The following is a 25,072-nucleotide window of genomic DNA, read 5'->3' as shown; positions in this document are numbered from 1 at the left end:
TCCGATCGTCGTCTCGCCTGCCTACCGAAAGTGCTCCATGTCGCTGCGCCTTGCCACCTTCAATATCGAAAACCTCATGACCCGTTTCGATTTTACGGGGTTCCGCAACCAGACCCGCCAGGATCGCGTGCTGCGACTCTTCGACATCCGCAACGAGGCGGAATATCAGCGGCTGGAGGAGGCGCGCACCGTCGCCCATACCGACGATACGCGCCAGCATTCTGCGCTCGCCATCGCGGATGCCGACGCGGATATCCTGTGCCTTCAGGAAACCGACAACATGGCCGCCCTGCAGGCGTTCGAATACGGCTACCTCTTCCGCATGGTCGGCAATGGCTATCGCCAGAAATACCTGATCGAAGGCAATGACAGCCGCGGCATCGACGTGTCCGTGCTGATGCGCGAGGAGACGCGCGATGGTCAGAAGATCGAATGCGTCGATATCCGCAGCCACGCCGGCGTCACGTATCGCGATTTCGATCTCCATACACCGGACCTGGGGCAGGGGGCCAACCCGGACGACAGGATCTTCAAGCGCGACTGCCTGGAAATGGATCTGCGCATCGGCGGACGGCCGCTGACGCTTTATGTCGTGCATTTCAAATCAATGGGGCCGGGACGGGAAGGGCTGGATGGACGGCAATCGACCATGCCGGTGCGGCGGGCCGAGGCACGCGCTGTGCGACGTATCATCGAGGACCGCTTCGGCAAGGGCCACACCGCCGACAAATCCTTCGCCATCTGCGGCGATATGAACGACTATCAGGAAAAGCTCGCGATCGAGGGCGACAAACGCAGCGGCTACCGTTTCGTGCCGCAGCAGGAGGCGGCAAGCGCGCTGGACGTCTTCACCGAAGACGGTTTTGCCGTGAACCCGATGTTGCGCCGGCCGGCGGACGACCGCTGGACGCTCTATCATAGCCGGGGGCCGGAAGAGCGCCATCTTTGCCAACTTGACTATATCTGGCTTTCGCCGGCGCTTGCGACACGCAACGCCGAGCGGGTTCCCGAGATCATCCGAGCCGGCCAGCCCTTCCGCACGATCTTTCCGCCAGGGCAGGACGTGGAGCGCTATCCGCGCGTGGGTTGGGACCGCCCGAAGGCGTCGGACCATTGCCCTGTCGTCATGGAGCTCGATCTGTAATGCCGTCATTTCCGCTTGCCCATGGCGAGTGGCTCGGGCAATTTCGACGAAATACCCTTTAAAAAACTGAATGGGGAGAATGCCTTGTCCCGTCGCTACGCAATCTACGACGTCTTCACCGACACGCGGCTTGCCGGCAATCCGCTGGCCGTCGTTTTCGATGCCGACGGCCTTGAGGACGCTGCGATGCAGCGCATCGCGGGCGAGTTCAACCTCTCCGAAACGGTTTTCGTGAAGGCGCCCGAGAACCCCGCACATGCCGCGCGCCTGCGCATCTTCACGCCCGGCCGTGAACTGCCCTTCGCCGGCCACCCGACGGTGGGCGCGGCGATTGCGATTGCCGAGGCGGGCGAGCGCAATGGCGGGGGCGCGCGCGATCTGGTGAGCGTTCTCGAGGAGAATGTCGGTCCGGTGCGCTGTGCCGTGAAGGTCGGCGGTCAGAAGGCGGCCTTCGCCGAATTCGACGTGCCGCGCAAATCCGCCCGGCTTGACGCCGCTCTCGAGCGCCAGGCGCTTGCCGATGCCTTCAGCCTGAAACCCGGACAGATCGGCTTCGAGAATCACGTGCCCTCGCTCTGGAGCGCGGGCGTCGCCTTCGTGATGATCCCGGTGCACGATCTTGCGGCTGCCGCCGCCGTGGATTTCGACCCGACGCTCTGGGAGCGCTGTGCACCCTTCGCCGAGGGGCGGCTTGCTTCCGCCTACCTCTATTGCCGCGGCGGGGTGAACCATCACGCGAAATTCCATGCCCGCATGTTCGCGCCGGATATGGGGATTGCTGAGGATCCGGCAACGGGTGCTGCCGTCGCCGCCCTGTCGGGCGCCATCCATTTCTTCGACAAGCTTGTGGATGGCCATCACCCGTTCTTGATCGAGCAGGGTGTCGAAATGGGCAGGCCTTCGCATATCCACCTGCATCTCGATGTTTCCGGCGGTGCGATTGCCGGTGCGCGTATTGGCGGAGAGGCCGTCCGCATCGCATCGGGCGTGCTGGATTTGTGACGGCTGTTTTGCGCTGCGGAAGATTTTCTTGCGCTGACGCATTTTTTTCCGCTCGCGGTATAGACAAGGTCGGCGAAGGCCTTTATACGCCCCGTCAGACCGCTGGAGCGGTCAAGTGGGTGATTAGCTCAGTTGGTAGAGCAGCTGACTCTTAATCAGCGGGTCCACGGTTCGAGCCCGTGATCACCCACCAAATACAACTACTTAGCGGTTTTCTACCAACCCGCGCCTTTCAGCAAAACGAGAGTTTTACACTTTCATTTTCTGTTCAATGCACGCATCGGCCGCGTCGATGCGTTTCAGGCCAGCGCCTCGATTTATCCATTCGCTGTGTGGCCAATAATCTCAGCGTTCTCTTTCCCTTTTGTGTATTGGGCGAGATGCTCATATGCGGCAGCGACCAGCATTCCGGGCAGGTCGTGACGCGTCGCACGGTCATTCGGTCTGCCGAATCATTGCTTCCAATGCGCGACGCAGGATCGGGGCATCACCGCCAAGTTCGGCCAGCAGCTCCTCCTGGAAGGCCTCCGCGATCACACCGAGGCGCTTCATTAATTCCCTGCCATTTTCGGTCAGCTCCAGCACGACGAGCCGAAGATCGGTGTCGTGCGTGGATTTGCGCAGATAGCCGGCCTGTTCCAGCCGCATGGCGGCCCGGCTGACCATCGATTTGTCGAGATTGACGCGCGCATTGATGTCGCGCACGCTGACCGGCCCGGACTTGTTCAGATGCGCCAGCACCCGCCATTCGGGAATGGTCAGGCCCGCCTCCGTCTCGTAGCGGGCAGCGAAGCGGCGACTGACCTGGGATGCGGCGACGCTGAGCCGATAGGGCAGGAACTGGTCGAGGTTGAATGACATGGGCGTCTCCTTGGAGCGCAGGAAAGCAGACAATCATTGCTTTTACAACAAATCCTCACGGCGAATGATTGACATCGTTGCAATCGCAACGGTATTTTCATTGCAACGGCAACGATATTGGAGGGTATCCCGATGACCAAGCACGATTTGCCCCAGGGCATGGTCCGCGCCGCGATCACGACCGGTACGGTCGCGGGTTACATGCCCGGCTTCGGCAACGATTTCGAGACCGAGGCCTTGCCGGGTGCTCTGCCGCAGGGCCAGAACTCGCCGCAGAAATGCGAATACGGCCTATATGCCGAGCAGCTCTCCGGCACCGCCTTCACCGCGCCGCGCGGCAAAAACGAGCGGACATGGTGTTACCGCATTCGACCCTCCGTCCATCATACCGGCCGTTTCAGCGCGATCGACGTGCCCTATTGGAAGACGGCGCCCAACATCCTGCCGCACGATCCCAACCGTCGGAACATCATGAGCCTCGGCCAGTATCGCTGGGACCCGATTCCCCTGCCGGGGAAGGATGAGGACCTGACCTGGATTACCGGCATGCGCACCATGACGACGGCGGGTGACGTGAACATCCAGATCGGCATGGCAAGCCACGTCTATCTGGTCACCCGCTCGATGGAGGACGAATATTTCTTTTCCGCCGACAGCGAGTTGCTGGTCGTGCCGCAGGAGGGCCGGCTGCGTTTCTGCACCGAACTCGGCGTCATCGACCTCGAACCTCGCGAGATCGCCATCCTGCCGCGCGGCCTCGTCTATCGCGTCGAAGTGCTGGAAGGGCCTTGCCGCGGCTTCATCTGCGAAAACTACGGCCAAAAATTCGAGCTGCCGGGTCGCGGCCCCATCGGTGCCAACTGCCTTGCCAATCCGCGCGATTTCAAGAGCCCGGTGGCGGCCTTCGAGGACCGCGAGGTGCGCTCACGTGTGATCATCAAATGGTGCGGCCAGTTCCACGAGACCTGGATCGATCATAGCCCGCTCGACGTCGTCGCCTGGCACGGCAACTATTGCGCCTACAAATACGATCTCAGGACCTACTCGCCGGTCGGGGCGATTCTCTTTGACCACCCGGACCCGTCGATCTTCACGGTCCTGACGGCGCCCTCGGGACAGGAGGGGACGGCAAACATCGATTTCGTGCTGTTCAGGGAGCGTTGGCTGGTCGCTGAGCATTCGTTCCGGCCGCCCTGGTATCACAAGAACATCATGTCGGAGCTGATGGGCAACATCTACGGCGTCTATGACGCCAAGCCGCAGGGTTTTGCGCCCGGCGGCATAAGCCTGCACAACTGCATGCTGCCGCACGGTCCGGACCGGGATGCCTTCGAAGGCGCCTCGAATGCCGCGCTGAAACCGGAGAAGCTGGACGAAACCATGAGCTTCATGTTCGAAACGCGTTTCCCGCAGCACCTGACCGAATTCGCGGCGAAGGAAGCGCCGATGCAGCAGGAATATATCGAGGTCTGGGACCGCCTCGAGAAGAAGTTCGACGGCAAGCACGGCATCAAGTGAAATCGCCGGCTGCGTGATGCGGCGGCAATGGTCCGGAGCGCGCCGCGCGCGTGGCGCAAAGGCTTGCGCGGCCGGGCGGACCGATCGGGAGGAGACAGTCATGACCACGCCTCTGCGCAGCAGGGTCGCGTCCGCGAACGTGCCGGGTTGCGACTTTCCCATTCAGAACCTGCCCTACGGCGTGTTTTCGACAGGCGGGACCGCACCGCGCCGCGGTGTGGCGATCGGGGACCGGATCCTCGATCTGGCCGCTTGTGAAGCGCAGGGGCTGCTCGACGCCGGCGGAACCTTCGCCGCCCCGCGGCTCAACGATTTCATTGCGCTGGGGCGGGTGAAATGGGCCGGGATGCGTTCGGCGCTGACCACGCTTCTGGCCGAAGACGCGGCCGGTGCGCTGCCGCTGGTGCCGATGGCCGGCGCCACGCTGCATCTGCCGATCCGGGTGAGCGAGTTCACCGATTTCTACGCATCGAAAAACCATGCCTTCAACGTTGGAGTGCTGTTTCGCGGGCCGGACAATGCGTTGCCGCCGCAATGGACGCACATGCCGATCGGCTATAACGGACGCGCCTCGTCCATCGTCGTCTCGGGCACGCCGATCCGCCGCCCGATGGGGCAGATCAGAGGCGAGAGCGGGCCGGAATGGATGGCCTGCCGTCGTCTGGACCTTGAGCTCGAACTCGGCGCGATCGTCGGCGCGGACAGCAGGATGGGGGAGCGGCTCACCGTCGAGGAGGCCGAGGAGATGATCTTCGGCTACGTGCTGCTGAACGACTGGTCGGCACGCGATATCCAGGCCTGGGAGTACCAGCCGCTCGGCCCGTTCCAGTCCAAGGCGTTCGGCACGACAATCAGCCCCTGGATCGTGACGCAGGCCGCGCTCGAGCCCTTCCGTTGCGCCGGGGCCGAGCGGGTCAATCCGCTGCTCCCGTATCTCCAGGAAAAGCAGCCAGGTCTCTATGACCTGACGGTCGGCTGGACGATGAACGGCCAGGTAATGGCGCGCACCAACTATAACGTCATGTACTATTCGAGCGCGCAGCAGCTTGCCCATCATACGGGATCGGGTTGCCCGATGCGGATCGGCGACCTCCTGGGATCCGGCACCATCTCCGGACCGAGCCCCGATCAGACCGGCGCACTTCTGGAGATGACCGAGGGGGGCAAGGAGCCGGTGACGGTGAACGGCGCGCCACGAACCTTCATTCAGGACGGCGACGAGATCGGCCTCCACGCCTTCGCCGAAGGCGAGGGATACCGGATCGGTTTCGGCCCCTGCATTGGCCGCATTCTGCCGGCCGAGGAGGGCGCGCGACATCTTACCGGAACGGACAAGCCTGTGCCGGAGCATGAAATCGCCTGAGATCGGTTGGATCTCCCACTGGGTTCATGGCGTAATTCGGCTGTCCTTTCGCCACTAATGTTGTTTGGCGCCTTGTCGTTGCCCGCCGCTGCCGGTGCCGCCAAAAATGCTTTGCCGACGCCGCCCCTTGCCACACCCCGGCGCGCCACCATATTGCGATGATGAAAACGCATGGAGATGACACGTATGAGTGACGGCAAGATCAGGACCCCGCAGGAGGTGGTCGGCTATTGGTGCGAGACGCTGACCGTGAAAGACTGGTGGCAATCGACCCCGGAGCTTGATGCACGCGTGCGCGAGCAGTTTGCCGTGACCCATCTCGCGCTTTCCCGCGAGGTGACGGCCGAATGGCAGGCAAGTCCAGAGGCGCGCCTGGCCGCGCTGATCGTGCTCGATCAGCTGCCGCGCAACATGTACCGCGCTTCGCCGATGGCCTTTGCCACCGACTGGATCGCCCGGCGGGAGGCGCGTCTGGCGCTGGAAGCCGGTGCCGACAAGGGTGTCGACTATGGCCGTCGGCATTTCTTTTACATGCCGTTTGAACATTCAGAGGATATTGCCGAACAGGATCTTTCGGTGCAGCTTTTCGAAGCGCATGGCGACGAGATGTATCTGGACTACGCCGTGCGCCATCGCGATGTCATCGCGAAATACGGCCGCTTTCCGCATCGCAATGGCTTTCTCGGCCGGGTTTCGACGCAAGAGGAGGCTGCCTATCTCGCTGAGCCGGGGGCTGGTTTCTAGAACATACCGGCGAACTTCGCTTCACCGGACCTGTTCTGGAGTTTTCTTTTTACCGCATTATGCGATGCCGAAGCGAATTCGCTTCGGCTTCAAATGCTCTGGCAACGAGGGCCGGCCGGTTTAAAATGGCCGCAATCATGGCTAGAAGGGGAACGGAATCGCCTGGTTGCGATGCGTCGCCTGTTTCTGTTCACCGAGGATGGCCTGTTGTCGATCCACCGCTTCGTCTCCGCCCTTCTTGCGGTTCTCCTGCTTGCGGCATTGCCCGCCGCGGCGCAGACCGCCGCCGTGCCCGCCACCGAGACGACACAGCTCGAACAGGCCAATGCCGATCTCGACAAGGCGGGCGCGCAGCTTAACGGCATTCGCGAGCGGGTGGACAATGCCAAGGAGGATGACGCCCGCCTCGTCGCGCTGAAGGTGGAGGCGGAGACGCTGAACCGGTCGATCCTAGCGATCTCGGTCGCGACACGCCCGCGCCTTGAAGCCATCAAGGCGCGCCAGACGGAACTGGGCGATCCGCCGCCGGAAGGTGCACCGCCGGAGGCCGATGTCGTCAAGGAGGAGCGACAGAAGCTTGCCGCCGAACGCAACGAGATCAATGCGCTGACAGGCGAGGCGGAAAACCTCTCCATCGACGCGACGAAGCTCTCCAACCGCATCACGGAAATCCGCCGGCAGCTGTTCACCGAAGCGATCCTGAAGCGCACGGAGATCAATACGGAGCTGTTCGCCGAGGCTTCCGGCGCGGTGATGAACGAGACGGCGACGCTCGGTCGCACCGTGACGGCCTGGCTGCAGTTTGTCTGGAAGTTCAAGCGGATGCAGCTCCTCGGCGCCGTCGCTCTTTCGCTGATGGCCGCGCTCGTGCTGCTCTCCGGCAGCTATCGTCTGTTCTCGCCCTATATCACCCGCGCCGCGCAGCAGGAAAAGCCGCATTACATCACGCGCCTGTCGGTCGCCTTCTGGTCAACGATCCTGCCCACCATGGCCGCAGCCGCTTTCGCCGGCGCGAGCTACTTTTTCCTCGACACGTTCAACGTTCTGCGCTCCGACATTGCACCGCTCGTCGCGATCGCGCTCGGCGTGGTCGTTGCGGTCTCTTTCGTCGCGCAGCTTGCCAATGCGGTTCTCTCGCCCGCCGACGGGCACTGGCGCCTGATGCGGGTCTCGGATCGGGGAGCGCAACTGCTGTGGCTCTGCGTCTTCAGCATGGCCCTCGTCAATGGTGCAGACTATTTCCTTGGTTCGATCAGCGAAGTGCTCGGCTCCCCCGTCGTCCTGACAGTCGTCAAGAGCTTCTTCGCTTCGCTTATCATCGGTGCGCTTCTGGTCGTGACCGCCTTCATCCGGCCTGTGCTGCACCAGGGGGAGGCTCCCAATGCGTCGGGCCACCCATGGCCGCGCTCCATTTTCGTGCTGCTCATTCTCACCGGCCTCGGCCTCATCTTCTCTTCGTTGCTCGGCTATGTCGGCATGGCGCGCTTCGTGGCAACGCAGATCGTGGTGACAGGCGCGATCGTGGTGACGATGTATATCGGCTTCCTTTCCGGACGCGCCGTCTCCGCGCCGGACGCCTTTGGCGCGACGACCGTCGGCAAGCGGCTGCAGGAGCGCTTCGGGCTCGGCCCGGTGGCGCTCGACCAGATCGGACTTGCCGCCGGGCTTGCCATCTATCTCCTGATCTTCGTTGTCTTTGTACCACTGGTGCTTCTGCAATGGGGCTTCCAGGTCGCGGATATCGAATCCTGGGCCTACCGGATCTTTACCGAAATCCGCATCGGCAGCATCACGATCTCGCTGGTCGGCATTCTCGCCGGTATTGTGCTCTTCGCGCTCGGGTTCATCGTCACGCGGTGGTTCCAGAAATGGATCGACGGCAATGTGCTGGCGCGCAGCCAGGTGGATGCGGGCGTGCGCAACTCCGTGCGCACGGCGGTCGGCTATGCCGGCGTGGCCCTTGCCGGACTGGTCGGCATATCGGCCGCGGGCATCAATCTGTCCAGTCTCGCGCTCGTCGCCGGTGCGCTCTCCCTCGGTATCGGTTTCGGCCTCCAGAACATCGTCTCGAATTTCGTCTCCGGCCTTATCCTTCTTGCCGAGCGCCCGTTCAAGGTGGGGGACTGGGTGGTCGCCGGTACGACAGAAGGGTTTGTGCGCCGCATTTCCGTGCGCGCCACCGAGATTGAAACCTTCCAGCGCCAGACGGTCATCGTGCCGAACTCCGTGTTGATCAACGGTCAGGTGGGCAACTGGACACATCGAAACAAGCTCGGGCGCATCGAGGTCGCCGTCAGCGTGCATGGCGGCAATGACCCGCGGCGGATCCAGGAGCTTCTCACCGAGGTCGTGCGCAACCAGCAGGGTCTCTTGCGCAACCCCGAACCGGTGATCGTCTTCCTGGCGTTCTCGCCGACGACGCTGGATTTCGAGGTGCGGGGATATCTTGCCGATATCCTCAATGGCACGGGCGTCAAATCGGAGCTTCGTAGCGCCATTCTCGAACGTTTCCGCGCAGAAGAGATCGCCATCGGTGGACCGGCCGCACCGGAAGTGCCGATCAAGATTTCCCCGGAAGGTGCCGCACTCATTACTTCGCTGCTTGAGCAGGCGACGGAAAAGGTGGGGCCGCCCGCCGCGAAGCGGCGGCGTACGAGACCGCAGGACGATCCGGAAGCCTGATTTCCGGCACATGAATGCCGCATTCACGCTGCATTCAGCCGCCCCCGCATAAAACGTGATGCAAATCCGCAGAAGGAACGATAGTGTTTCTTCCGGGCTTGTGAACAGGGGCGGCGCTTGGCGCCGGGCGAAAATGAAGCGAATGATCATGATGCTGCTCGTGTCGGCTGCGATGACCGCTCCGGCCATGGCTGCCACCGTCACCAACAAGGACGCCGACACGCAGGTTCTGGTCGTGGTGGAAGGCGGCAGCCGGATCGAGATCGCGCTTGAACCTGGCTCGACCGAAACGATCTGCCCCACCGGCTGTTTCGTGACCCTGCCGAACGGTGACCGCATCGCGCTGAACGGCGGCGAGAATGTAGAGATCCAGGGCGGCTCGGCCTCCGTAAAATAAGCGTCCGACGACGGTTCATCTCGAGCACGGCGCGGAAGAAATTCCGCGCCGTTCTTCTTTGGACAGAGAAAAAGAACGAAGCAAAGGAACGCCGACATGCGTTTTCATGCTCTCTAAATTTAACGCTTTCGCAAAGGGTTGCCGCTACCCATTAGTGTAGGGAACATTCAAATACGAAGGCATATCATGGCGTTCATCGGCATTTCCGGGATGCAGTATTCCGGCGCGTCTCTCTCGCATCATCGTATTCTTGTTGCGGAGGACTCGAATGTCTTCACTTCCATGATTTCGAAGCGGTTGAAGGAGCTTTTCGACATCGATGTCGAGATTTGCCGCAGCTTCGAGGAGCTCGAACTGGCCTATGATAAGTCTACCGACAAGATCACACTGGCGATCTCGAACATAAATCTGCCGGGCGCCGAAAAAGGCGAGGCGCTGAACTACCTCGTCGATCTCAGTATTCCCACGATAGTCTTCACGGGAACGTTCCAGCAGACGACCCGCGACCAGCTTCTTTCCAAGGAAATCGTCGACTATATCCTGAAAGACAACGTCTTTGCTGTCGATATGCTGGCGGAATCCGTCTGCCGCTTCCTGACCAATCACCAGCACCATGTTCTCATCGTCGATGACAGCGCCACGGCCCGCGCGCTGCTTTCGACCCGTCTCAAGCGCTACAATTTCCGCGTGAGCGTTGCGGAGAACGGCACCACGGCGCTCGCGCTGCTCAAGGACAATCCGGATATCGCGCTGATGATCACCGACTACAACATGCCTGACATCGACGGCTTCGAACTGACGCGTCGCGTTCGCGGCACGACGGGCTCGCACCAGCTGCGCATCATCGGCGTTTCCTCCTCGACGGACCGGCTGCTGTCCGCCCGCTTCCTGAAGGCTGGCGGCAACGACTTCATCATGCGGCCGTTCATCGACGAGGAGTTCTACTGCCGCGTGAACCAGAACCTCGATACCCTGACCCAAATCAGGACGAGCCGGCTGCGCCAGACGGCCTGAAGCCGGCCTGATCCAAATTCCACCCAGATCTGTCCCTCACGTAGCGTGAGATATTTCTCGCAGGATTAACCACTTGGTAAAACCAGTGGTTTGTAATGCGCGCTGACGGGAACTAGAAGATCAGGATACTGGACGGGTGGACGTGGATTCAACTCCGCAACGAGGGCCTGCATTTCTGCGCCATTCAGGCCAGCATGTGCTGCTCGTGGAAGATTCACGCATGTTTTCCACGGCACTCAAATATCGCCTGGAGAAGGAGCTCGGTCTTTCGGTCACCCACTGCCCGAGCATGGCGGCCGTGCGGGCCATCTTCCAGTCCGAAGCGCCGGAATTCGCGCTTGCGGTTCTCGACCTCAATCTTCCCGACGCGCCCAATTGCGAAGCGCTCGACTATGTCATTTCCAAGGGGATCGCGCCGCTGGTCTTCACCGGCTCGTTCAGCGATGCCACGCGCGACCAGATCCTTGCCAAGAACGTGCTCGATTACGTCGTGAAGGACAGTCCTGCCGCCATGCAGCAGCTGGTGCTTGCAGTCGACCGCATCCTCACCAGCGGCAAGACACGTGTGCTCGTTGTCGATTCGGATCCTGAAAGCCTGCAGAGGCAGGTAAATCTCATAGCCAAGCAGCGTTTTCAGATCACCGCCGTCTTAGGCGGCGCGCAGGCGCTCGAGGCGCTGGATGCCAACAGCGGTATCGACATGGTCGTCTGTGATCTCGACCTTGCCGACATGGACGGTTTCGCGTTGCTGGCCGAGATCCGTGCGCGTCACGGCGACGATACGGTGCGGGTCGTCGGCCTGTCCACCGCGACGGATCGCATGGTCGCGGCCCGGTTCCTGCGCGCAGGCGGCGACGAATATATCCAGAAGCCCTTCCTGGAGGAGGAGTTCAACAGTCGGGTCTTCCATGTCGCCGCGATCCAGAAGCGCGTCCAGTCGCTGCACCGCATCGCCGCGCGGGACTATCTGACCGATATCTACAATCGCCGCTACTTCTTCGAGGCCGGCCCGCGCCTGGTCGACCAGGCGGTGCGCCGTGGCGAACCCATGTCGATCGCCATCCTCGATATCGATCACTTCAAGCGTCTCAACGACACCTACGGCCACGAGGTGGGGGACGTCGTGCTGAAGGCCGTTGCTCGCCGCCTCAAGCATCGGCTGAACGATCGCCATCTCCTGGCGCGCCTTGGCGGCGAGGAATTCGGCATCATCTTCCACGGCCTGTCATTGGAAGCGGCGCTCGATCACTGCGAGGGGCTGCGCAAGGAGCTGGCGGCCCAGCCGATCATCGCCGATGGCGAGGCATTGACCATCACCGTATCGGCTGGCCTTGCCGTTATCGCCGAGCGCGAAACCTTCGACAACTATCTGAATGCTGCCGACCAGTTCCTCTATATGGCAAAACATGCCGGCCGGAACCGGGTGTTCTCGGAACTGTCGTTGATGAACGCTTTGGCAAGCTGATCCCCGCCGAAGGGGCGGGGATGCTGCATTTCCTCAAGACTTAGCGTGCGATGGCCGACAGCGTCAGCTTGCGTTCGGCACGCTCCTGCTGGGGAGAGCGATTGTAGAGTTCGCGGTAGCACTTGGAGAAGTGCGAGGCTGAGACGAAGCCGCAGGCGACCGCCACTTCCACCACCGGCATCGAGGACTGGACGAGCAGGTGCCGCGCCCGGTCGAGTCGGATTTCGAGATAATAGCGGGCTGGCGAGCGGCCCATTTCCTGTCGGAACAGGCGCTCGATCTGGCGGCGCGAGAGATCGGCGCTGTCGGCGATCTCCAGCAGCGACAGCGGTTCGGACAGGTTGCCTTCCATCAGTTCGATGATCGACAGCACCTTGGCGTTCTGGACGCCGAGGCGCGCGCGCAGCGGCAGGCGCTGGCGATCGTGCGGGCCGCGCACGCGGTCGGTAAGGGCCTGTTCGCAGACGCGGTTGACGAGGTTTTCGCCAAAATCCTGATCGATCAGGTTCAGCATCATGTCCAGCGAGGCGGTACCGCCGGCGCAGGTATAGATGTTGCTGTCGATCTCGTAGAGGTCGGCATAGACGTCGGCCTGCGGATAGGCCTCGGCGAAACCGGGCAGGTTCTCCCAGTGGATGGCGCAGCGCTTGCCCGAGAGCAGGCCGGCCTGGGCGAGAACATGGGCGCCGGTACAGAGCGAGCCGACCGCGATGCCGCGGTTATAGACTTCGCGCAGCCAGGCATTGACAGACTTGTTGGAGAAATCCTCGACATAGATGCCCGAACAGACCAGCACCATGGAGGGGCGGTTTTCGCCGCCGAGATATTTGCGCTCGTCGGCGAGCGAGGAGTTCACTTCGATGCCGATACCGCTGGACGACAGAACCTGCTGACCGTCGGTGGAGGCGAGGCGCCAGGTATAGGCTTCATAGCCGAGCATGCGGTTGGCGATGCGCAGCGTCTCGATGGCGGCCGAGAAAGGCAGCATGGAGAAGTTGGGCACGAGAAAGAAAACGAGAGAGCGCTTCTTGACGTTTTGCTTGTTCATCACTCTGTCCATGCTGGAGGCCGGAATGTCACGATGGTCGCAGGGAGAACAGTCGTCGTGCTAGTACTTTTGCGACAAGAAAGAGGACAGTTACGACTGATCTGGGCTTCGGATCGCTGATATGTCAGGACCTTCAGGCGAATGTATGGCGATTGTGCGTTGCAGCACATTTGCGACTTCGTTTGCGGCATCGTCGGATTGCGACAGGTTTGGCAGCGTGCAACGCGCGGATGTTCTCGTTTGACAAGAGGTGTCCTGGCGGCCAGATACGGAACGGACTTTCGAAGGATGAACGCAATGCTGCCAGATGGATATTCGGATGTGCCGGCGGGCAAGCTCGCCGCCGTGGTGACCTGCCTTGAAATGTCTGCACCGCCGACTGGTCGCGCTGATCCCGAGCAGCCGGGCATAACACTTCAGCGCATGGAAAAGGTCGATATCGCGTGGTATCGCGATCTCTACCGGCGCATCGGCACCGAATGGCTATGGGCCTCGCGCCTCGCTATGCCGGAAAGCGATCTTGCGACGATCATTCATCACCCCGATGTCGAGGTCTATGCCGTCATGAAGGACGGGCGCGGCGAGGGGCTGCTGGAACTCGATTTCCGTGAGGAGGGGGTTGGCGAACTTGCCTTCTTCGGCCTGACGTCCGCCGTCATTGGCAAGGGAACGGGACGCTGGCTGATGAACCGGGCGATCGCGCGCGCCTGGTCGCGGCAAGGGCTTACGCGGTTCTGGGTGCATACCTGCACGCTCGATTCACCCCAGGCGCTGGATTTCTACATCCGCTCGGGTTTCACACCCGTGCGGCGCCAGATCGAGGTTTTCGACGATCCGCGGCTGACGGGTATCCTGCCGGAGACGGTCGCACCTGCAATCCCGATGATCTGAGACAAAAAGAAAACCGCCGGAGAGACTTTTGAAGGTCACGTCCGGCGGTTCGTGGCGTCGTGGTCGTTCGGCATGTCGCCGTTACAGTCTTCCGTCATCGTGTGGTCTTGTTCGACGAACGGAAACCGATGTCCTTGCGCAGGTCGAAGGGCATGCTTTCCAGTTCGCGTTCCACGCGATAGCGCTGCCAGGCGGAGACGATACGCTCGGTGACGTCGCGGAGAAGATGCGACAGGCTGCCGGCGTCAGGGGTGCCAGCGGCACGCCGAACCGGGCGATGATCCAATGCTATTGCCATTTTCAGGGTTCCTTTCGAGCTTGGGAGGTTTCGAAAGGTCGCGACCTTGATCGTCACTATGCCGCGGCCTTAAACATCAATCAAACGAATATATTTGATTGGATCAATCAACGTTCTTCATGTTTGATAAGCGTGGGCCAGCCGATATCCTGCTTGAGATAGTCGGGCAGGTGGGCCAGCTCTTCGGCGGTGTGGTGAGCGAGGGTGCGCCGGCGGCGGGCCTCGATCGCATCGCCAACGAAGCGCCGTATTGCGTAGTAGAATCCATTTCCACGGGCGAGAACGGCAAGATCGGCGCCGCCAGCATGGGTTTTCTGCGTTTTCATGGCGTTTTTCCTTCCATTCGTGTGCTTGCAGATTGACTATCCGCCTATCCTGTATTTCAATCAAACGAAATGAAGTGACAGTTTGCTTCAGAATTTCTGATCCATGGAGATCCGTCATGAATCTGCTGATGCGCCATACGCTCCCGCTCTTGGAACTCGACATTCTCAAGACCTTCGTGGCGATCGCCGAGACCGGCAACTTCACCACGGCGGCCGAAACGGTGCATCGCACGCCGTCGGCGGTGTCCATGCAGATCAAGAAGCTGGAGGAATTGCTCGGCTGCTCGCTCTTCCGTCGTGACGCGCGTTCGGTGGTGCTGACCCATCACGGCGAGGTGCTGCTCTCCTATGCGCGCCGCCTCATAGCGCTCAGCAACGAGGCGGTGTCGCGCTTCATGATGCCGGAAATGAACGGTGTCGTGCGGCTCGGTGCGCCCGATGATGTCGGCGAACTGATCCTGCCGGAGGTGTTGAAGCGTTTTGCCGAGAGCTATCCGTCCATTGCCGTCAACGTCTCAATCGAGAACAGCTCGAGCCTGCGCCGTGCGGTGGCCGAAAGGCGGCTCGATCTCGCGATCTTCAATGCGACCGATGGTACGGTTCCCGTTCCCGGTGAGATCCTGCTGAAGGAACAGCTCGTCTGGGCCGGCAAGAGCTGTGGCAATGCGCATCTGAAGACGCCGCTGCCGGTTTCGGTGTGGGAGGAGGGCTGCATCTGGCGCGCCAAGGCGCTGGAGGAGCTGAGCCGTTCAGGCCGCGATTTCCGCGTCGCCTATTTCTGTGCCCACCATATGGGACAGCGCGCGGCCATCCGTGCTGATCTCGCCGTCGCCCCGCTTGCCCGCTTCCTCATCGGCGACGACATGGTGGCGCTGGGGGAAAAGGACGGCCTGCCGGATCTTGGGCATTACCATATCGGCCTTGTCGTCAATGATGAGGCGGAAGCGCCGGCGCAGGCCGTGGCGGACTATATCCGCACGGTCTTCGCCCGCATGGAGCGCCGGCCGATGGACATGCTGCAGGTCGCGTGCTGAGGTTCAAGGAGCCGGGTGTTCGCCCGGCTTTCCGCTATTCATAGGTATAGGACGCGCACATCTCGTCGCTGCCTTCAGGCGCGTCTTCCGTCGAGAAGACGGCGACGATCGTATCGGTGCCATTGCTGGCCGACCACGAGGCTACATAGGTGACCGGCGCGCCGCAGAGCGTGTTGCCATTGAGAAGCACCGGATCCTTCGGGTCCGCCACGCTATAGACCGACGCCGGCACCGACTTGCCATCCACGACGAACGTATCGCCGATGAGATCGTCGAATTCGATCTTCTTGCCGTTTTCGAAGGTGATGCCGTCGTCGTCGAACTCGATATCGCCGGTGATCGACATGGCCGTGTTGCTGATGGCGGCATAGCTGTCGGCAAGAGCCGGCGAGGCGAGGCCGAGCGAAAGGACGAGGGCGAGAAGGCGGGTGCTGTTCATGTCGAATGATCCTTAGTAGCGGCGGCAGCTCAGGGTACGGCTGCTTTCCGAAGAGGAGAAGTCCAGCGTATCCGACGTGATCTCCGAAAGCGTGACGTAGACGTCATCCGACAGGAACAGCGAATAGGACCCGTCAGAGCCTTCCTGGACCTCCTGCGCATCATAGCTGTCGTCGCCGATGCTGTAGACGGTCGAGGTGAAGACGAAGGGTGCACCGTCGCATTCCCACTCGCCGGTAAAGGGATAATCCTCCTGCGCACGTGCCGTTGTTGCGACAGCAAAAAAGAGCAGGCTGGCGGCGACAAGGCGGGCGAGCGGCATGAAGCGGCTTTCGTGCGCTGGAGGAATGGCGAGGGATCACGCGATCGATGTGGTATCGACGGGTGAAACCCTCGTCCTATTCGCGCACATTGCCGATAAACCGCCGGAAACAAAAGGGATTTTGTCGGGGTGGTTTATGGATATGGTAACCGCGGCCGGTGGCCGCGGGACTATTCGCGGCTGCGGCGCCGGCGGCGGCCACCACCTTCGCCACCGCCATCATCCGACAGCACCTTGCGTTCCGGCAGGGCGACGACCTTAGCGAGTTCCGGGAAGGGATCGACCTTGTTCGGCATCGCCATGGCATTGACGAAGAGCTGCTGGAAGTTCGGCTCCAGCGCCGTCTCGATCTTCTCGATATGGGCGACGGTCCGTTCGATCTCGCGGCGATGATCGCGGTTGAGCAGCGCCATCAGCGCGCCCGTGCCGGCGGCATTGCCGACCGCCTTCACCTCGTCGAGGTCACAGTCCGGGATCAGGCCGAGCACCATGGCGTATTTCGGATCGATGAACGAGCCGAAGGCCCCGGCGAAGCGGATCGTATCGACATGGTCGACGCCTTGCTTTTCCATGAGCAGCTTGATGCCGGCATAGAGCGCCGACTTGGCGAGCTGGATGGCGCGGATGTCGTTCTGCGTCACGGTGATGCGCGGCTCGCCGTCATGCAGCAGGTAGGAGAAGGTGCGGCCGTTCTGCAGGATGCGCGGGCTCTTCTCCGCCATCGAACCATCGACCACGCCGTCTTCGGAGATGACGCCGGCAAGGTACATTTCCGCGACGACCTCGATGATCGCCGAGCCGCAGATGCCGGTGACGCCCACAGTGGCCGCCTGTTCGGCAAAGCCCTCTTCATCAGACCATTTTTCGACGCCGATGACGCGGAATTTCGGCTCCAGCGTGACGGGATCGATGCGCACGCGCTCGATCGCGCCAGGCGCGGCACGCTGGCCGGAGGAGATTTCCGCGCCTTCGAAGGCGGGGCCGGTCGGCGAGGAAGCCGCGACCACACGCTGGCGGTTGCCGAGTACGATTTCCGCATTGGTGCCGACGTCGACCAGCAGCATCATGCGATCCTGCCGGTAAGGGCCTTCCGAAAGCGTGGCACCCGCCGCATCCGCGCCGACATGGCCGGCGATGCAGGGGAGCGTATAGAGCCGCGCGCCACGGTTCACCTCGATATCCAGCTCATGCGCCCAGTATTGCAGCGCGCCGGAGACGGCGAGCGCGAAGGGCGCCTGGCCGAGTTCCGTCGGGTCGATGCCGAGGAAGAGGTGATGCATGATGGGGTTGGCGACGAAGACCATGTCGAGAATATCGTGCCGATCGACCTCGCCCTCGGCGCAGACCTTGCCGATCAGGCCGTTGACCGCCTCACGCACCGCCTTGGTCATGGCTTCCCGACCGTCCGGGTTCATCATGACATAGGAGACGCGGCTCATCAGGTCTTCGCCGAAGCGGATCTGCGGGTTCGAGGTGCCGGAGGAGCCGACGATGCGGCCCGACAGCAGCGAGACGAGATGCATGGCGATGGTCGTCGAGCCTATATCGCAGGCGATGCCATAGGCCTCGTTCTTGAGGCCCGGCCAGAGGCCGACAATGAAGGGACGCGAACTGTCCATATCGCGGTGAATGGCGGCGGTGACGCCCCAGTTGCCCTTGCGCAGGATGGACTGGATTTGTGGGATCAAATGGGGGGCGATCAGCAGATCCTTCCAGCCCCAGTCCTTTTCCAGCATGACCTTCAGGCGGTCGAGGTCGCCGAGCGGCTTGTGCATGTCGGGCTCGTCCACCTCGACATAGCAGAGCTGGACGGCGGCGTTGCGCTCGATGACGCGGTCTGTCGCGGCCTTTCGCACGACCTGCGCATTAACCACGGTATCCTGCGGCACGTCGATGACGAGATCGCCCTGGATGAGCGCCGAACAGGACAGGCGGCGGTTTTCCGGCAGGCCGCGCACCTTGTCGTAGCGCTCTTCCTTCGGGCCGCGCGCGGAAATGTGATCGTTGGAGGAAACGATCTTGTGCTTGGCGAAATTGCCTTCCTGCACCTCGATCTGACAGCGCCCGCAGGTCGCGCGACCGCCGCAGACGCTCTCGACGTAAACGCCGAGTTTGCGTGCGGCTTCCAGCACAGGGGTCCCGACCGGGAAGCGGCCGCGCTTGCCGGAGGGCATGAAGAGGACCAGCGGTTCCTTGGCCGAAGCTTCCGTCATATTGGTCTCGCTCTCACCTTCAATGCGCATCGGATCGTTCTTTCCACTGGCGGCGGGGCCGCCTCACGTCTTCTTCTTCGCAAGCCTGCGCACATTGCTGCGCACGCGCTTGCCATAGGGCTTCAGTGCGGCCGTCGATACGGCCCGCGCGGTCGTCTCCGGCGAAGCGGCCGTCATCACGGCCTTCGCCAAAGCAAAATTGGCCGCCACGACGCTCTCCGTCGCGGCAGCCATCTTTTCGGTGACCATCCGGGTCATCTCGGTCGTGTTCTGCGTCGAGCCTGTCAGGGCCGCAAACCCCATCTCCTGACAGCGCATGGCGATCACGAGGGGCGCCTCCAGCCAGAGGCTGAAGGCGTCGCGGCGAAACTGGCGCCCGCCGGCCACGTTATTCCGCCTTCGCGCCGGCACCGGCGCGGGCTGCACGACCGCCGCGGCGGCCACCGCCGGCAGCAGGCGCTGCCGCTGCAGCAGCAGCCGGTGCGCCGCCTTCGGCGGGCTTGTGATCGCGGTAGGTCATGATCCAGTTGGTGCAGTTGGAGTCCGTGCCGTTCAACACGTTTGCGGCGCGCACGGCTTCCATTTCCTGCGGGCGGCAGGGGTTCATGATGGCCGACGTCATGCCGGCGCCGATGACCATCGGGATGAAGCCGGCATTGATGCCGTGACGGTGCGGCAGGCCGAAGGAGATGTTGGACAGGCCGCAGGTCGTGTTGACCTTCAGCTCGTTGCGCAGGCGATAGAGCAGCTGGAAGACCTGGCGGCCGGCATCGCCCAGCGCGCCGATCGGCATGACCAGCGGGTCGACAACGATGTCATGCGCCGGAATGCCGTAGTCGGCAGCGCGCTCGACGATCTTCTTGGCGACGGCGAAACGGACGTCCGGGTCCATCGAAATGCCCGTCTCGTCGTTGGAAATGGCGACGACGGGCACGTTGTACTTCTTGACGAGCGGCAGGATCGCTTCGAGCTTTTCTTCCTCACCCGTGACCGAGTTGACCAGCGGGCGGCCCTTGGCAACCTTGAGGCCGGCCTCGATGGCGGCCGTCACCGACGAGTCGATCGCAAGCGGGATATCGACGAGGCCCTGGACGATTTCCAGCGTCTGCACGAGCAGGCCCGGCTCGGTCTCGTTCGGGTTGACCGAGGTCACGCCCGCATTGATGTCGAGCATCGTTGCACCGGCGGCGACCTGTTCCAGCGCGTCCTTGATGACGGTGTCGAAATTGCCGGCCTGCATTTCCGCGGCCAGCTTCTTGCGGCCGGTCGGGTTGATGCGTTCGCCGATCACGCAGAAGGGCTGGTCGAAACCGATGACGATTTCGCGGGTGGCCGAGGCGACGATGGTGCGGGTCATATAAGGTCCTCTGGGGCAGGGCGCTGAAGCTGATCTAGCGCGCGATTTCCGGTGTTACAAGTTGCGTGCCGGCGTGCGCCGGCAGGCGAAATCAATGGGGGTGCTGCGCTGCCTTTTCGGCGAGCTGCTGCTGATCCTGCTGCTGGCCGCTGCGGGCTGCCTCGATGCGTTCGGCAACCAGCTGGTCGACCGGGTTCGGCTCGCGCTTCCAGGGCTGGCGGCCCTTCAGCACGCCGGAATCATGCACCATCTCTGCGACATATTCTTCCTGGCGGTAGGCCATGACGTGAATGCCGGAAACGCCCTCGATCTCCTTCACCTCGTTGATGATGTCGATGCAGAGCTGCTTGCCTTCCTTCTTCTGGTCCTGCGCGCCTTCGAGGCGCGCGATGACGGAATCGGGAATGTGGATGCCCGGCACGTTGGAGCGGATCCATTTCGCCGTCTTGGCGGAGGCCATCGGGCCGACACCGACGAGGATATAGCATTTCTCGTGTAGGCCGAGGTCGCGCACCTTCTTCATATATTCGCGGAACATCGGCACGTCGAAGCAATACTGGCTCTGCACGAACTGCGCGCCGGCCTCGATCTTCTTGGCAAGGCGGTAGGGGCGGAAGTCGTAAGGCGGGGCGAAGGGGTTGATCGCCGCGCCGAGGAAGACTTTGGGCGGCGTCGTCAGTTTGCGGCCGGAGAGGAACTTCGAATTGTCGCGCATGATGCGCACGGTTTCGAGCAGCGACATGCAGTCGAGGTCGAAGACGGGCTTCGCGCCCGGCTGATCGCCGGCCTGCACACCGTCGCCGGTCAGGCACATGATGTTGCAGACGCCCATGGCGGCGGCACCCAGCACGTCGCCCTGGATGGCGATGCGGTTCTTGTCGCGGCAGGCGATCTGCATGATCGGCGCATAGCCCATGCGCGTCAGAAGCGCGCAGATGCCGACGGAGGACATGTGGCAGTTGGCGCCGGAGGCATCCACCGCGTTGATACCGTCGACCCAGCCGTCGAAGATTGCGGCGCGCTCATAGACGTCTTCCGGATTGGCGCTGTCGGGCGGGTTCAGTTCCGTCGTGACTGCGAATTCGCCGCGGCGCAGTACGCGTTCCAGCCGGCCCATGGAGGAGTGGCCGGGCAGGGGATCGAGCGGCAGATGCGGGCCAAGCGGGTTTTCATCGAGATGCGCCATGGCTCAGGCGTCCTTTCCGGCATTGGCTGCCGTTTCCCTGGCCGCGGCGGCTTCGGCCGTCACGCGCAGCCAGGAGGAGGTTTCGCGCAGCGACTGGTTCACCGGCTTCTGCACGTTCATGATCGCATCACCCTTCGCCATGTTCTGGGAGCCCTTCCAGGCCTGGACCCAGACGCAGGGCATATCCGGTTCGACTTCGCAATTGCCATTGGCACGCACGCCGCCGCAGGGGCCGTTGCGCAGCTGCTTTGGACAGTTCATCGGGCAGGACATGCCCGTCGATGACAGCGCGCACTGGCCGCACATGCGACAGTCGAAGAGAAAGCCCTTCACATGCTTTTCGACGAAGGTGATGGGGCGCTCGACGCGCTGGTAGCCGAAGAGCTTCCAGACGGGATGCAGAAGAAGAAAGACTTCGGCGAAGCGATGATAGAACCACTCGAAGAAGCGGGAGTTGCGCACGGCCCAGAGGCGGATCGTGTATTTGTGACGCGAACGACGGTTCGGCGAGACGCCCGCCGGCGTGAAGGCGCCGGTGGCGGCCTTCTTGGCGGGCGCGGCATTGCCGGGTTTCTGGACGGCGTCAGCCATTCTCGCGGCCTCCGGCCTTGACGAGAGCGACGAGGCGCTCGCGGTCATAGGCGGCTTCGAGTTCGGCGGCGGCCTTGTCGGCTTCCACTTCGAGATCGTCGGAAACCGGCGTCGGCTCGGCCTTGCGCCATTCGGCGAGGTAGTCGTCCGTCTCGGCCGCGCCGGTGCGCATGGCGCACATGTCGATCGCCTCGGTGAAGCGCAGCGAGAGCTCCCGCTTGGCGTTCGTGCGGCCCTTCTTGATGATGACCTGGGCGGGGATGTCGCGCCAGTAGACGATGATGCGGTCTGCCATGTCAAATTTCTCCTCGCCTTGACAATGCTGTGTGGCTGCGTCGCGGGCTGCACTCGCCACGACTGCCCCATGCTTAAAAACGACGCGGGATTTGACTGTCCAGAGGATTTACCAGATGCCGCGGGTCGCGCCGTTCCAGATCCATGTCCAGATTGGCGGATGATACCATTGTCGCGAGGGTGCGGCTATTTTCAAGGGCTTGAGGTTTCCGGTGACGGCATCCTCCAAGGCTTTGACGATGATACCGGTCGATGCGGCCGTCTGGAGAAGCGGATAGGTGTGCATCGTGTCGCGTTTGGAAGGCCGGATGCGCTGCTGGTAGAGCGTGTCGCCGGTATCGACGCCGGCATCGACGAGATGCACCGTTCCGCCGAAGTTCTCTTCGTCGCGCTCTATGCGTGACCAATAGCCTCCCTGCAGGCCGCGATATTGCGGATTGATGCCGGCGTGAAAATTGAGGACGGGGCAGGAAATTGCCGCCAGCGTCTCGCCCTTCAGCATGCGACAGCTGAAGAGAAGCAGCGCGGACGGACGCATGTCGGCGAGTATCTTCAAAAGCTCCGGGCTGTTCGCAGAGGAAACGGCGATCCGGGGGATTGTCGAGTCGAGAGTGGCACTTAGGCCGAATTGCTCGCGGATTTCCTCAGCGCGCTTCGTCGTGAAACGCTTGCCGTATTTGGAGACCACCATGGTTGCGAGCTGACCAAGCGCTTGCACCCAGCCGAGTTTCTTCGCCCGCCTGATGATGAAGAGTTTTTTCGATTCGGGCTGTTCCTCGATGACCACGAGGTTCGGGAAGGCCGGTTTTACGGCATTGACGACGATTTCCGGATTCTGGCCGGGTTGGATCAGCATCACCACCGTTTCCGTCCGCGTCTCGAAATTCGTCATAAGCAGGCCCCGCCGATATCTTGCGCGCATCATTGCGGGCAGGCTTTAGGAAGCGGTAAGCGTGGCAGCGGAACTTGCGGGCAAGGCTAAGGATTGGTTAGTCAGCGCGCCCTGAGCAGTTCGCCCGTCAGGTCGCCATAACCGGTGAAGCGGTATTCATAGGCGAGGCCGAGATAATCGGCGGCGTCCTTCGCCTTCTGCTGCAGGCCTTCGTCCTCGATCTGCGAGAGATAGACGACCTTGGTGTAATTGCCGAAATACATGTCCTTCAGCTGCGGGTGCCGGTCGAGACCGAGTGGCTCGATGACGAAGGCGCGGAACTGGCGGGCAAGGAAATCGGTGAGGAAGAAGGAGGTGACGTCGTCGTCCTTCGCCGCAAAGGCCTCGTTGCCGGCAAAGAAGGAGTAACAGTGCGGTCCGGCGATGCGCTGGACGCCTTCACGTTCGCAGACCTTGTCGAGCAGGCCGCCCGTGCCGCAATCGGCGTATGCCACGAAGATGCGCGAAAAGCCCTCCGCCCGTGCCTCGGCAATCGCCTGCTCCACGCCGGGGGCGATCTTTTCCGGATGGGCGTGCCAGATTGCGGGAAGACACTGGAGGTCGATATGGGAGAGGGCGTTGGTGTCGCGAATGGCCAACACCTCGCGGGCGATGGCGCCACAGGCGATCACGCGAACCTTTTCTGCTTTCGTGCGTTCAGGGCTTGGACTTCCAAGCTGAAGTTCTGCGTCAACCACATCCATGAAGAGGGACTCCGACCATGACTGGGACACACCTGACCAAGATCAGCATCGTTCTCGCAGCACTTGTCGCGCTCAGCGCTTGCGGCAACACCATTCGCGGTATGGGCAAGGATACGGCCAATGCCGTAGACGCGACGCAGGATGCCGGCCGCAGCGTCGAAAACGCTGCAAACTAAAAGTCGTAAGCCGACGGCGCCGATTCAAGACCGGCGCCGTCGAATGTCATGATCAGCCGGCAAGCATGTTGTGCTTGCGCTTCATGAATTCCTTGGCGGTTTCCACGGCGACGGCCGCGTCGCGGCAGTAGGCATCTGCACCGACGGCCTTACCGAATTCCTCGTTGAGCGGCGCGCCGCCGACGAGAACGACGTAATCGTCGCGCAGGCCCTTTTCCTTCATCGTGTCGATGACGACCTTCATATAGGGCATGGTGGTCGTGAGCAGTGCGGACATGCCGAGAATGTCGGGCTGCTCGCGCTCGATGGCTTCCAGGTAGTTTTCGACCGGGTTGTTGATGCCGAGGTCGATGACGTCGAAGCCGGCGCCTTCCATCATCATGCCGACGAGGTTCTTGCCGATGTCGTGGATGTCGCCCTTGACGGTGCCGATGACCATCTTGCCCTGCTTCGGCGCGCCGGTGGCGGCGAGAAGCGGACGCAGGATGAACATGCCGGCCTTCATGGCGTTTGCCGAAAGCAGAACTTCCGGAACGAAGAGGATGCCGTCGCGGAAGTCGACGCCGACGATGCGCATGCCTTCGACGAGCGCCTGCGTCAGTACGTCATAGGGAGCCCAGCCGCGCTCGAGCAGGATATTGGTGCCCTCTTCGATCTCCTCCTTGAGGCCGTCGTAGAGGTCGTCGTGCATCTGCTGCACAAGCTCTTCGTCGGAGAGATCGGCGAGAATGATTTCGTCGTCAGACATGATGGTTCCTCGTCTCCAGTGGCGCTGCGGCGGCAGGCTCTCATCACAAGGAATAGCCTTCCTCTTGCGCGAACCTGATTTTGAAAGCGACGTCGCATATGGCGAAAAGCGACCCGCCTTCCGCTTCTTTCATGCATAGCCCGTAAAGCCGTGAATTGACAGTGCAAACAAGTGAATGCCGCTACGATGTCCGTCGCAATCCCGCTATAGTCTTCGTCGGATCGGTATCCAGCGTGCGCCATCGCTTGGCGCATTGAGACCCGCCCCGCTTTCGCGGCTTGCTAGCATAGAAAAAGAGGCGCGGTTCGGGCGCTGGAACAAAAGC

27 protein-coding genes and 1 tRNA gene are annotated in these 25,072 nt (G+C 62.0%); 13 read left to right on the top strand and 15 right to left on the bottom strand.

From position 1 onward, the window contains the following. Positions 1 to 37: 37 nt before the first annotated feature. From MUU55_RS03115 to MUU55_RS03105, 3 genes are all read left to right on the top strand, one after another. Entirely contained in the window at positions 38 to 1,144 is a 1,107-nt protein-coding gene (locus tag MUU55_RS03115; protein ID WP_244759293.1) for an endonuclease/exonuclease/phosphatase family protein, read from the top strand. A gap of 84 nt (positions 1,145 to 1,228) precedes the next feature. Next, a complete protein-coding gene (locus MUU55_RS03110; protein WP_244759292.1) occupies positions 1,229 to 2,146 on the top strand; it encodes a PhzF family phenazine biosynthesis protein in 918 nt (305 codons plus the stop codon). Between the two features lie 117 nt (positions 2,147 to 2,263). Beyond that, positions 2,264 to 2,339, top strand: a tRNA-Lys gene (locus tag MUU55_RS03105). A gap of 242 nt (positions 2,340 to 2,581) precedes the next feature. Here MUU55_RS03105 and MUU55_RS03100 read toward each other — a convergent pair. After that, entirely contained in the window at positions 2,582 to 3,007 is a 426-nt protein-coding gene (locus MUU55_RS03100) for a MarR family winged helix-turn-helix transcriptional regulator (RefSeq protein ID WP_244759291.1), read from the bottom strand. A gap of 159 nt (positions 3,008 to 3,166) precedes the next feature. Between MUU55_RS03100 and hmgA the strand changes: the two genes are divergently transcribed. From hmgA to MUU55_RS03065, 7 genes are all read left to right on the top strand, one after another. Then, a complete protein-coding gene (gene hmgA / locus MUU55_RS03095) occupies positions 3,167 to 4,525 on the top strand; it encodes a homogentisate 1,2-dioxygenase (protein ID WP_244759856.1) in 1,359 nt (452 codons plus the stop codon). A 100-nt stretch (positions 4,526 to 4,625) separates the two neighbouring features. After that, the gene (gene fahA / locus MUU55_RS03090; protein WP_244759290.1) at positions 4,626 to 5,888 is read left to right on the top strand and encodes a fumarylacetoacetase; all 1,263 of its coding nucleotides are present in this window, start codon (positions 4,626 to 4,628) and stop codon (positions 5,886 to 5,888) included. Positions 5,889 to 6,074: 186 nt separating this feature from the next. Beyond that, the gene (locus tag MUU55_RS03085) at positions 6,075 to 6,632 is read left to right on the top strand and encodes a DUF924 family protein (RefSeq protein ID WP_244759855.1); all 558 of its coding nucleotides are present in this window, start codon (positions 6,075 to 6,077) and stop codon (positions 6,630 to 6,632) included. A 171-nt stretch (positions 6,633 to 6,803) separates the two neighbouring features. Further along, on the top strand, positions 6,804 to 9,314 hold the full coding sequence (locus MUU55_RS03080) for a mechanosensitive ion channel family protein (protein WP_244759289.1): 2,511 nt from the start codon (positions 6,804 to 6,806) through the stop codon (positions 9,312 to 9,314). Between the two features lie 133 nt (positions 9,315 to 9,447). Further along, complete coding sequence (locus tag MUU55_RS03075) at positions 9,448 to 9,711, top strand: hypothetical protein (RefSeq protein ID WP_244759288.1); 264 nt, start codon at positions 9,448 to 9,450, stop codon at positions 9,709 to 9,711. A 186-nt stretch (positions 9,712 to 9,897) separates the two neighbouring features. Further along, the gene (locus MUU55_RS03070; protein WP_244759287.1) at positions 9,898 to 10,725 is read left to right on the top strand and encodes a response regulator; all 828 of its coding nucleotides are present in this window, start codon (positions 9,898 to 9,900) and stop codon (positions 10,723 to 10,725) included. Positions 10,726 to 10,945: 220 nt separating this feature from the next. Next, on the top strand, positions 10,946 to 12,190 hold the full coding sequence (locus MUU55_RS03065; RefSeq protein ID WP_244759286.1) for a GGDEF domain-containing response regulator: 1,245 nt from the start codon (positions 10,946 to 10,948) through the stop codon (positions 12,188 to 12,190). Positions 12,191 to 12,230: 40 nt separating this feature from the next. Here the strand turns inward: MUU55_RS03065 and MUU55_RS03060 are convergent, their stop codons facing one another. Continuing rightward, positions 12,231 to 13,238 carry a GlxA family transcriptional regulator gene (locus tag MUU55_RS03060; RefSeq protein WP_117366400.1) on the bottom strand — a complete coding sequence of 336 codons (1,008 nt, stop codon included), beginning with the start codon at positions 13,236 to 13,238 and terminating at the stop codon, positions 12,231 to 12,233. Between the two features lie 297 nt (positions 13,239 to 13,535). Here MUU55_RS03060 and MUU55_RS03055 point away from each other — a divergent pair, with 297 nt between their 5' ends. Beyond that, positions 13,536 to 14,129 (top strand): GNAT family N-acetyltransferase, encoded by a 594-nt coding sequence (locus MUU55_RS03055; protein ID WP_244759285.1) that lies wholly within the window; start codon positions 13,536 to 13,538, stop codon positions 14,127 to 14,129. A 94-nt stretch (positions 14,130 to 14,223) separates the two neighbouring features. On the opposite strand, the gene MUU55_RS03050 is transcribed toward MUU55_RS03055, so the two are convergent. Both MUU55_RS03050 and MUU55_RS03045 read right to left on the bottom strand, forming a co-directional pair. Beyond that, positions 14,224 to 14,427, bottom strand: coding sequence for a hypothetical protein (locus MUU55_RS03050; RefSeq protein WP_244759284.1), 204 nt, complete (start codon positions 14,425 to 14,427; stop codon positions 14,224 to 14,226). Positions 14,428 to 14,534: 107 nt separating this feature from the next. Beyond that, positions 14,535 to 14,753 (bottom strand): hypothetical protein, encoded by a 219-nt coding sequence (locus tag MUU55_RS03045; RefSeq protein WP_244759283.1) that lies wholly within the window; start codon positions 14,751 to 14,753, stop codon positions 14,535 to 14,537. Positions 14,754 to 14,869: 116 nt separating this feature from the next. Here MUU55_RS03045 and MUU55_RS03040 point away from each other — a divergent pair, with 116 nt between their 5' ends. Beyond that, positions 14,870 to 15,787, top strand: coding sequence for a LysR family transcriptional regulator (locus MUU55_RS03040; protein ID WP_244759282.1), 918 nt, complete (start codon positions 14,870 to 14,872; stop codon positions 15,785 to 15,787). Between the two features lie 34 nt (positions 15,788 to 15,821). Here the strand turns inward: MUU55_RS03040 and MUU55_RS03035 are convergent, their stop codons facing one another. The 10 genes from MUU55_RS03035 to MUU55_RS02990 all read right to left on the bottom strand — a co-directional run bounded on the left by MUU55_RS03035 (position 15,822) and on the right by MUU55_RS02990 (position 23,823). After that, positions 15,822 to 16,226, bottom strand: coding sequence for a hypothetical protein (locus MUU55_RS03035; RefSeq protein WP_244759281.1), 405 nt, complete (start codon positions 16,224 to 16,226; stop codon positions 15,822 to 15,824). Between the two features lie 12 nt (positions 16,227 to 16,238). After that, positions 16,239 to 16,547: a hypothetical protein gene (locus MUU55_RS03030; protein ID WP_244759280.1), complete on the bottom strand. Its 309-nt coding sequence runs from the start codon at positions 16,545 to 16,547 to the stop codon at positions 16,239 to 16,241. A gap of 170 nt (positions 16,548 to 16,717) precedes the next feature. After that, on the bottom strand, positions 16,718 to 18,790 hold the full coding sequence (locus MUU55_RS03025; protein ID WP_244759279.1) for an ASKHA domain-containing protein: 2,073 nt from the start codon (positions 18,788 to 18,790) through the stop codon (positions 16,718 to 16,720). A 33-nt stretch (positions 18,791 to 18,823) separates the two neighbouring features. Next, positions 18,824 to 19,147 (bottom strand): hypothetical protein, encoded by a 324-nt coding sequence (locus tag MUU55_RS03020; RefSeq protein ID WP_244759278.1) that lies wholly within the window; start codon positions 19,145 to 19,147, stop codon positions 18,824 to 18,826. A gap of 1 nt (position 19,148) precedes the next feature. Then, positions 19,149 to 20,117 (bottom strand): methyltetrahydrofolate cobalamin methyltransferase, encoded by a 969-nt coding sequence (locus MUU55_RS03015; RefSeq protein WP_244759277.1) that lies wholly within the window; start codon positions 20,115 to 20,117, stop codon positions 19,149 to 19,151. A 91-nt stretch (positions 20,118 to 20,208) separates the two neighbouring features. Further along, positions 20,209 to 21,303: a methylenetetrahydrofolate reductase gene (locus tag MUU55_RS03010; protein WP_244759276.1), complete on the bottom strand. Its 1,095-nt coding sequence runs from the start codon at positions 21,301 to 21,303 to the stop codon at positions 20,209 to 20,211. A gap of 3 nt (positions 21,304 to 21,306) precedes the next feature. Continuing rightward, positions 21,307 to 21,894 (bottom strand): methylenetetrahydrofolate reductase C-terminal domain-containing protein, encoded by a 588-nt coding sequence (locus tag MUU55_RS03005; protein WP_244759275.1) that lies wholly within the window; start codon positions 21,892 to 21,894, stop codon positions 21,307 to 21,309. Then, a complete protein-coding gene (locus tag MUU55_RS03000) occupies positions 21,887 to 22,189 on the bottom strand; it encodes a virulence factor (RefSeq protein ID WP_244759274.1) in 303 nt (100 codons plus the stop codon). The genes MUU55_RS03005 and MUU55_RS03000 overlap by 8 nt, the downstream gene beginning before the upstream one ends. 108 nt (positions 22,190 to 22,297) lie before the next feature. After that, positions 22,298 to 23,080 carry a formyl transferase gene (locus MUU55_RS02995; protein ID WP_244759273.1) on the bottom strand — a complete coding sequence of 261 codons (783 nt, stop codon included), beginning with the start codon at positions 23,078 to 23,080 and terminating at the stop codon, positions 22,298 to 22,300. A gap of 101 nt (positions 23,081 to 23,181) precedes the next feature. Next, positions 23,182 to 23,823 carry a DUF1638 domain-containing protein gene (locus tag MUU55_RS02990; RefSeq protein ID WP_244759272.1) on the bottom strand — a complete coding sequence of 214 codons (642 nt, stop codon included), beginning with the start codon at positions 23,821 to 23,823 and terminating at the stop codon, positions 23,182 to 23,184. A gap of 17 nt (positions 23,824 to 23,840) precedes the next feature. Here MUU55_RS02990 and MUU55_RS02985 point away from each other — a divergent pair, with 17 nt between their 5' ends. Beyond that, positions 23,841 to 23,999, top strand: coding sequence for an entericidin domain-containing protein (locus MUU55_RS02985; protein ID WP_244759271.1), 159 nt, complete (start codon positions 23,841 to 23,843; stop codon positions 23,997 to 23,999). A gap of 52 nt (positions 24,000 to 24,051) precedes the next feature. Here the strand turns inward: MUU55_RS02985 and MUU55_RS02980 are convergent, their stop codons facing one another. Beyond that, entirely contained in the window at positions 24,052 to 24,747 is a 696-nt protein-coding gene (locus MUU55_RS02980; RefSeq protein WP_069058441.1) for a corrinoid protein, read from the bottom strand. Positions 24,748 to 25,072 lie beyond the last annotated feature (325 nt).

It is taken from the genome of Shinella curvata, assembly GCF_022899935.1.
GTDB lineage: Bacteria > Pseudomonadota > Alphaproteobacteria > Rhizobiales > Rhizobiaceae > Shinella > Shinella curvata.
The sequence above is the reverse complement of the archived record's forward strand: the minus strand, read 5'-3'. Positions and strand labels throughout refer to the sequence as shown.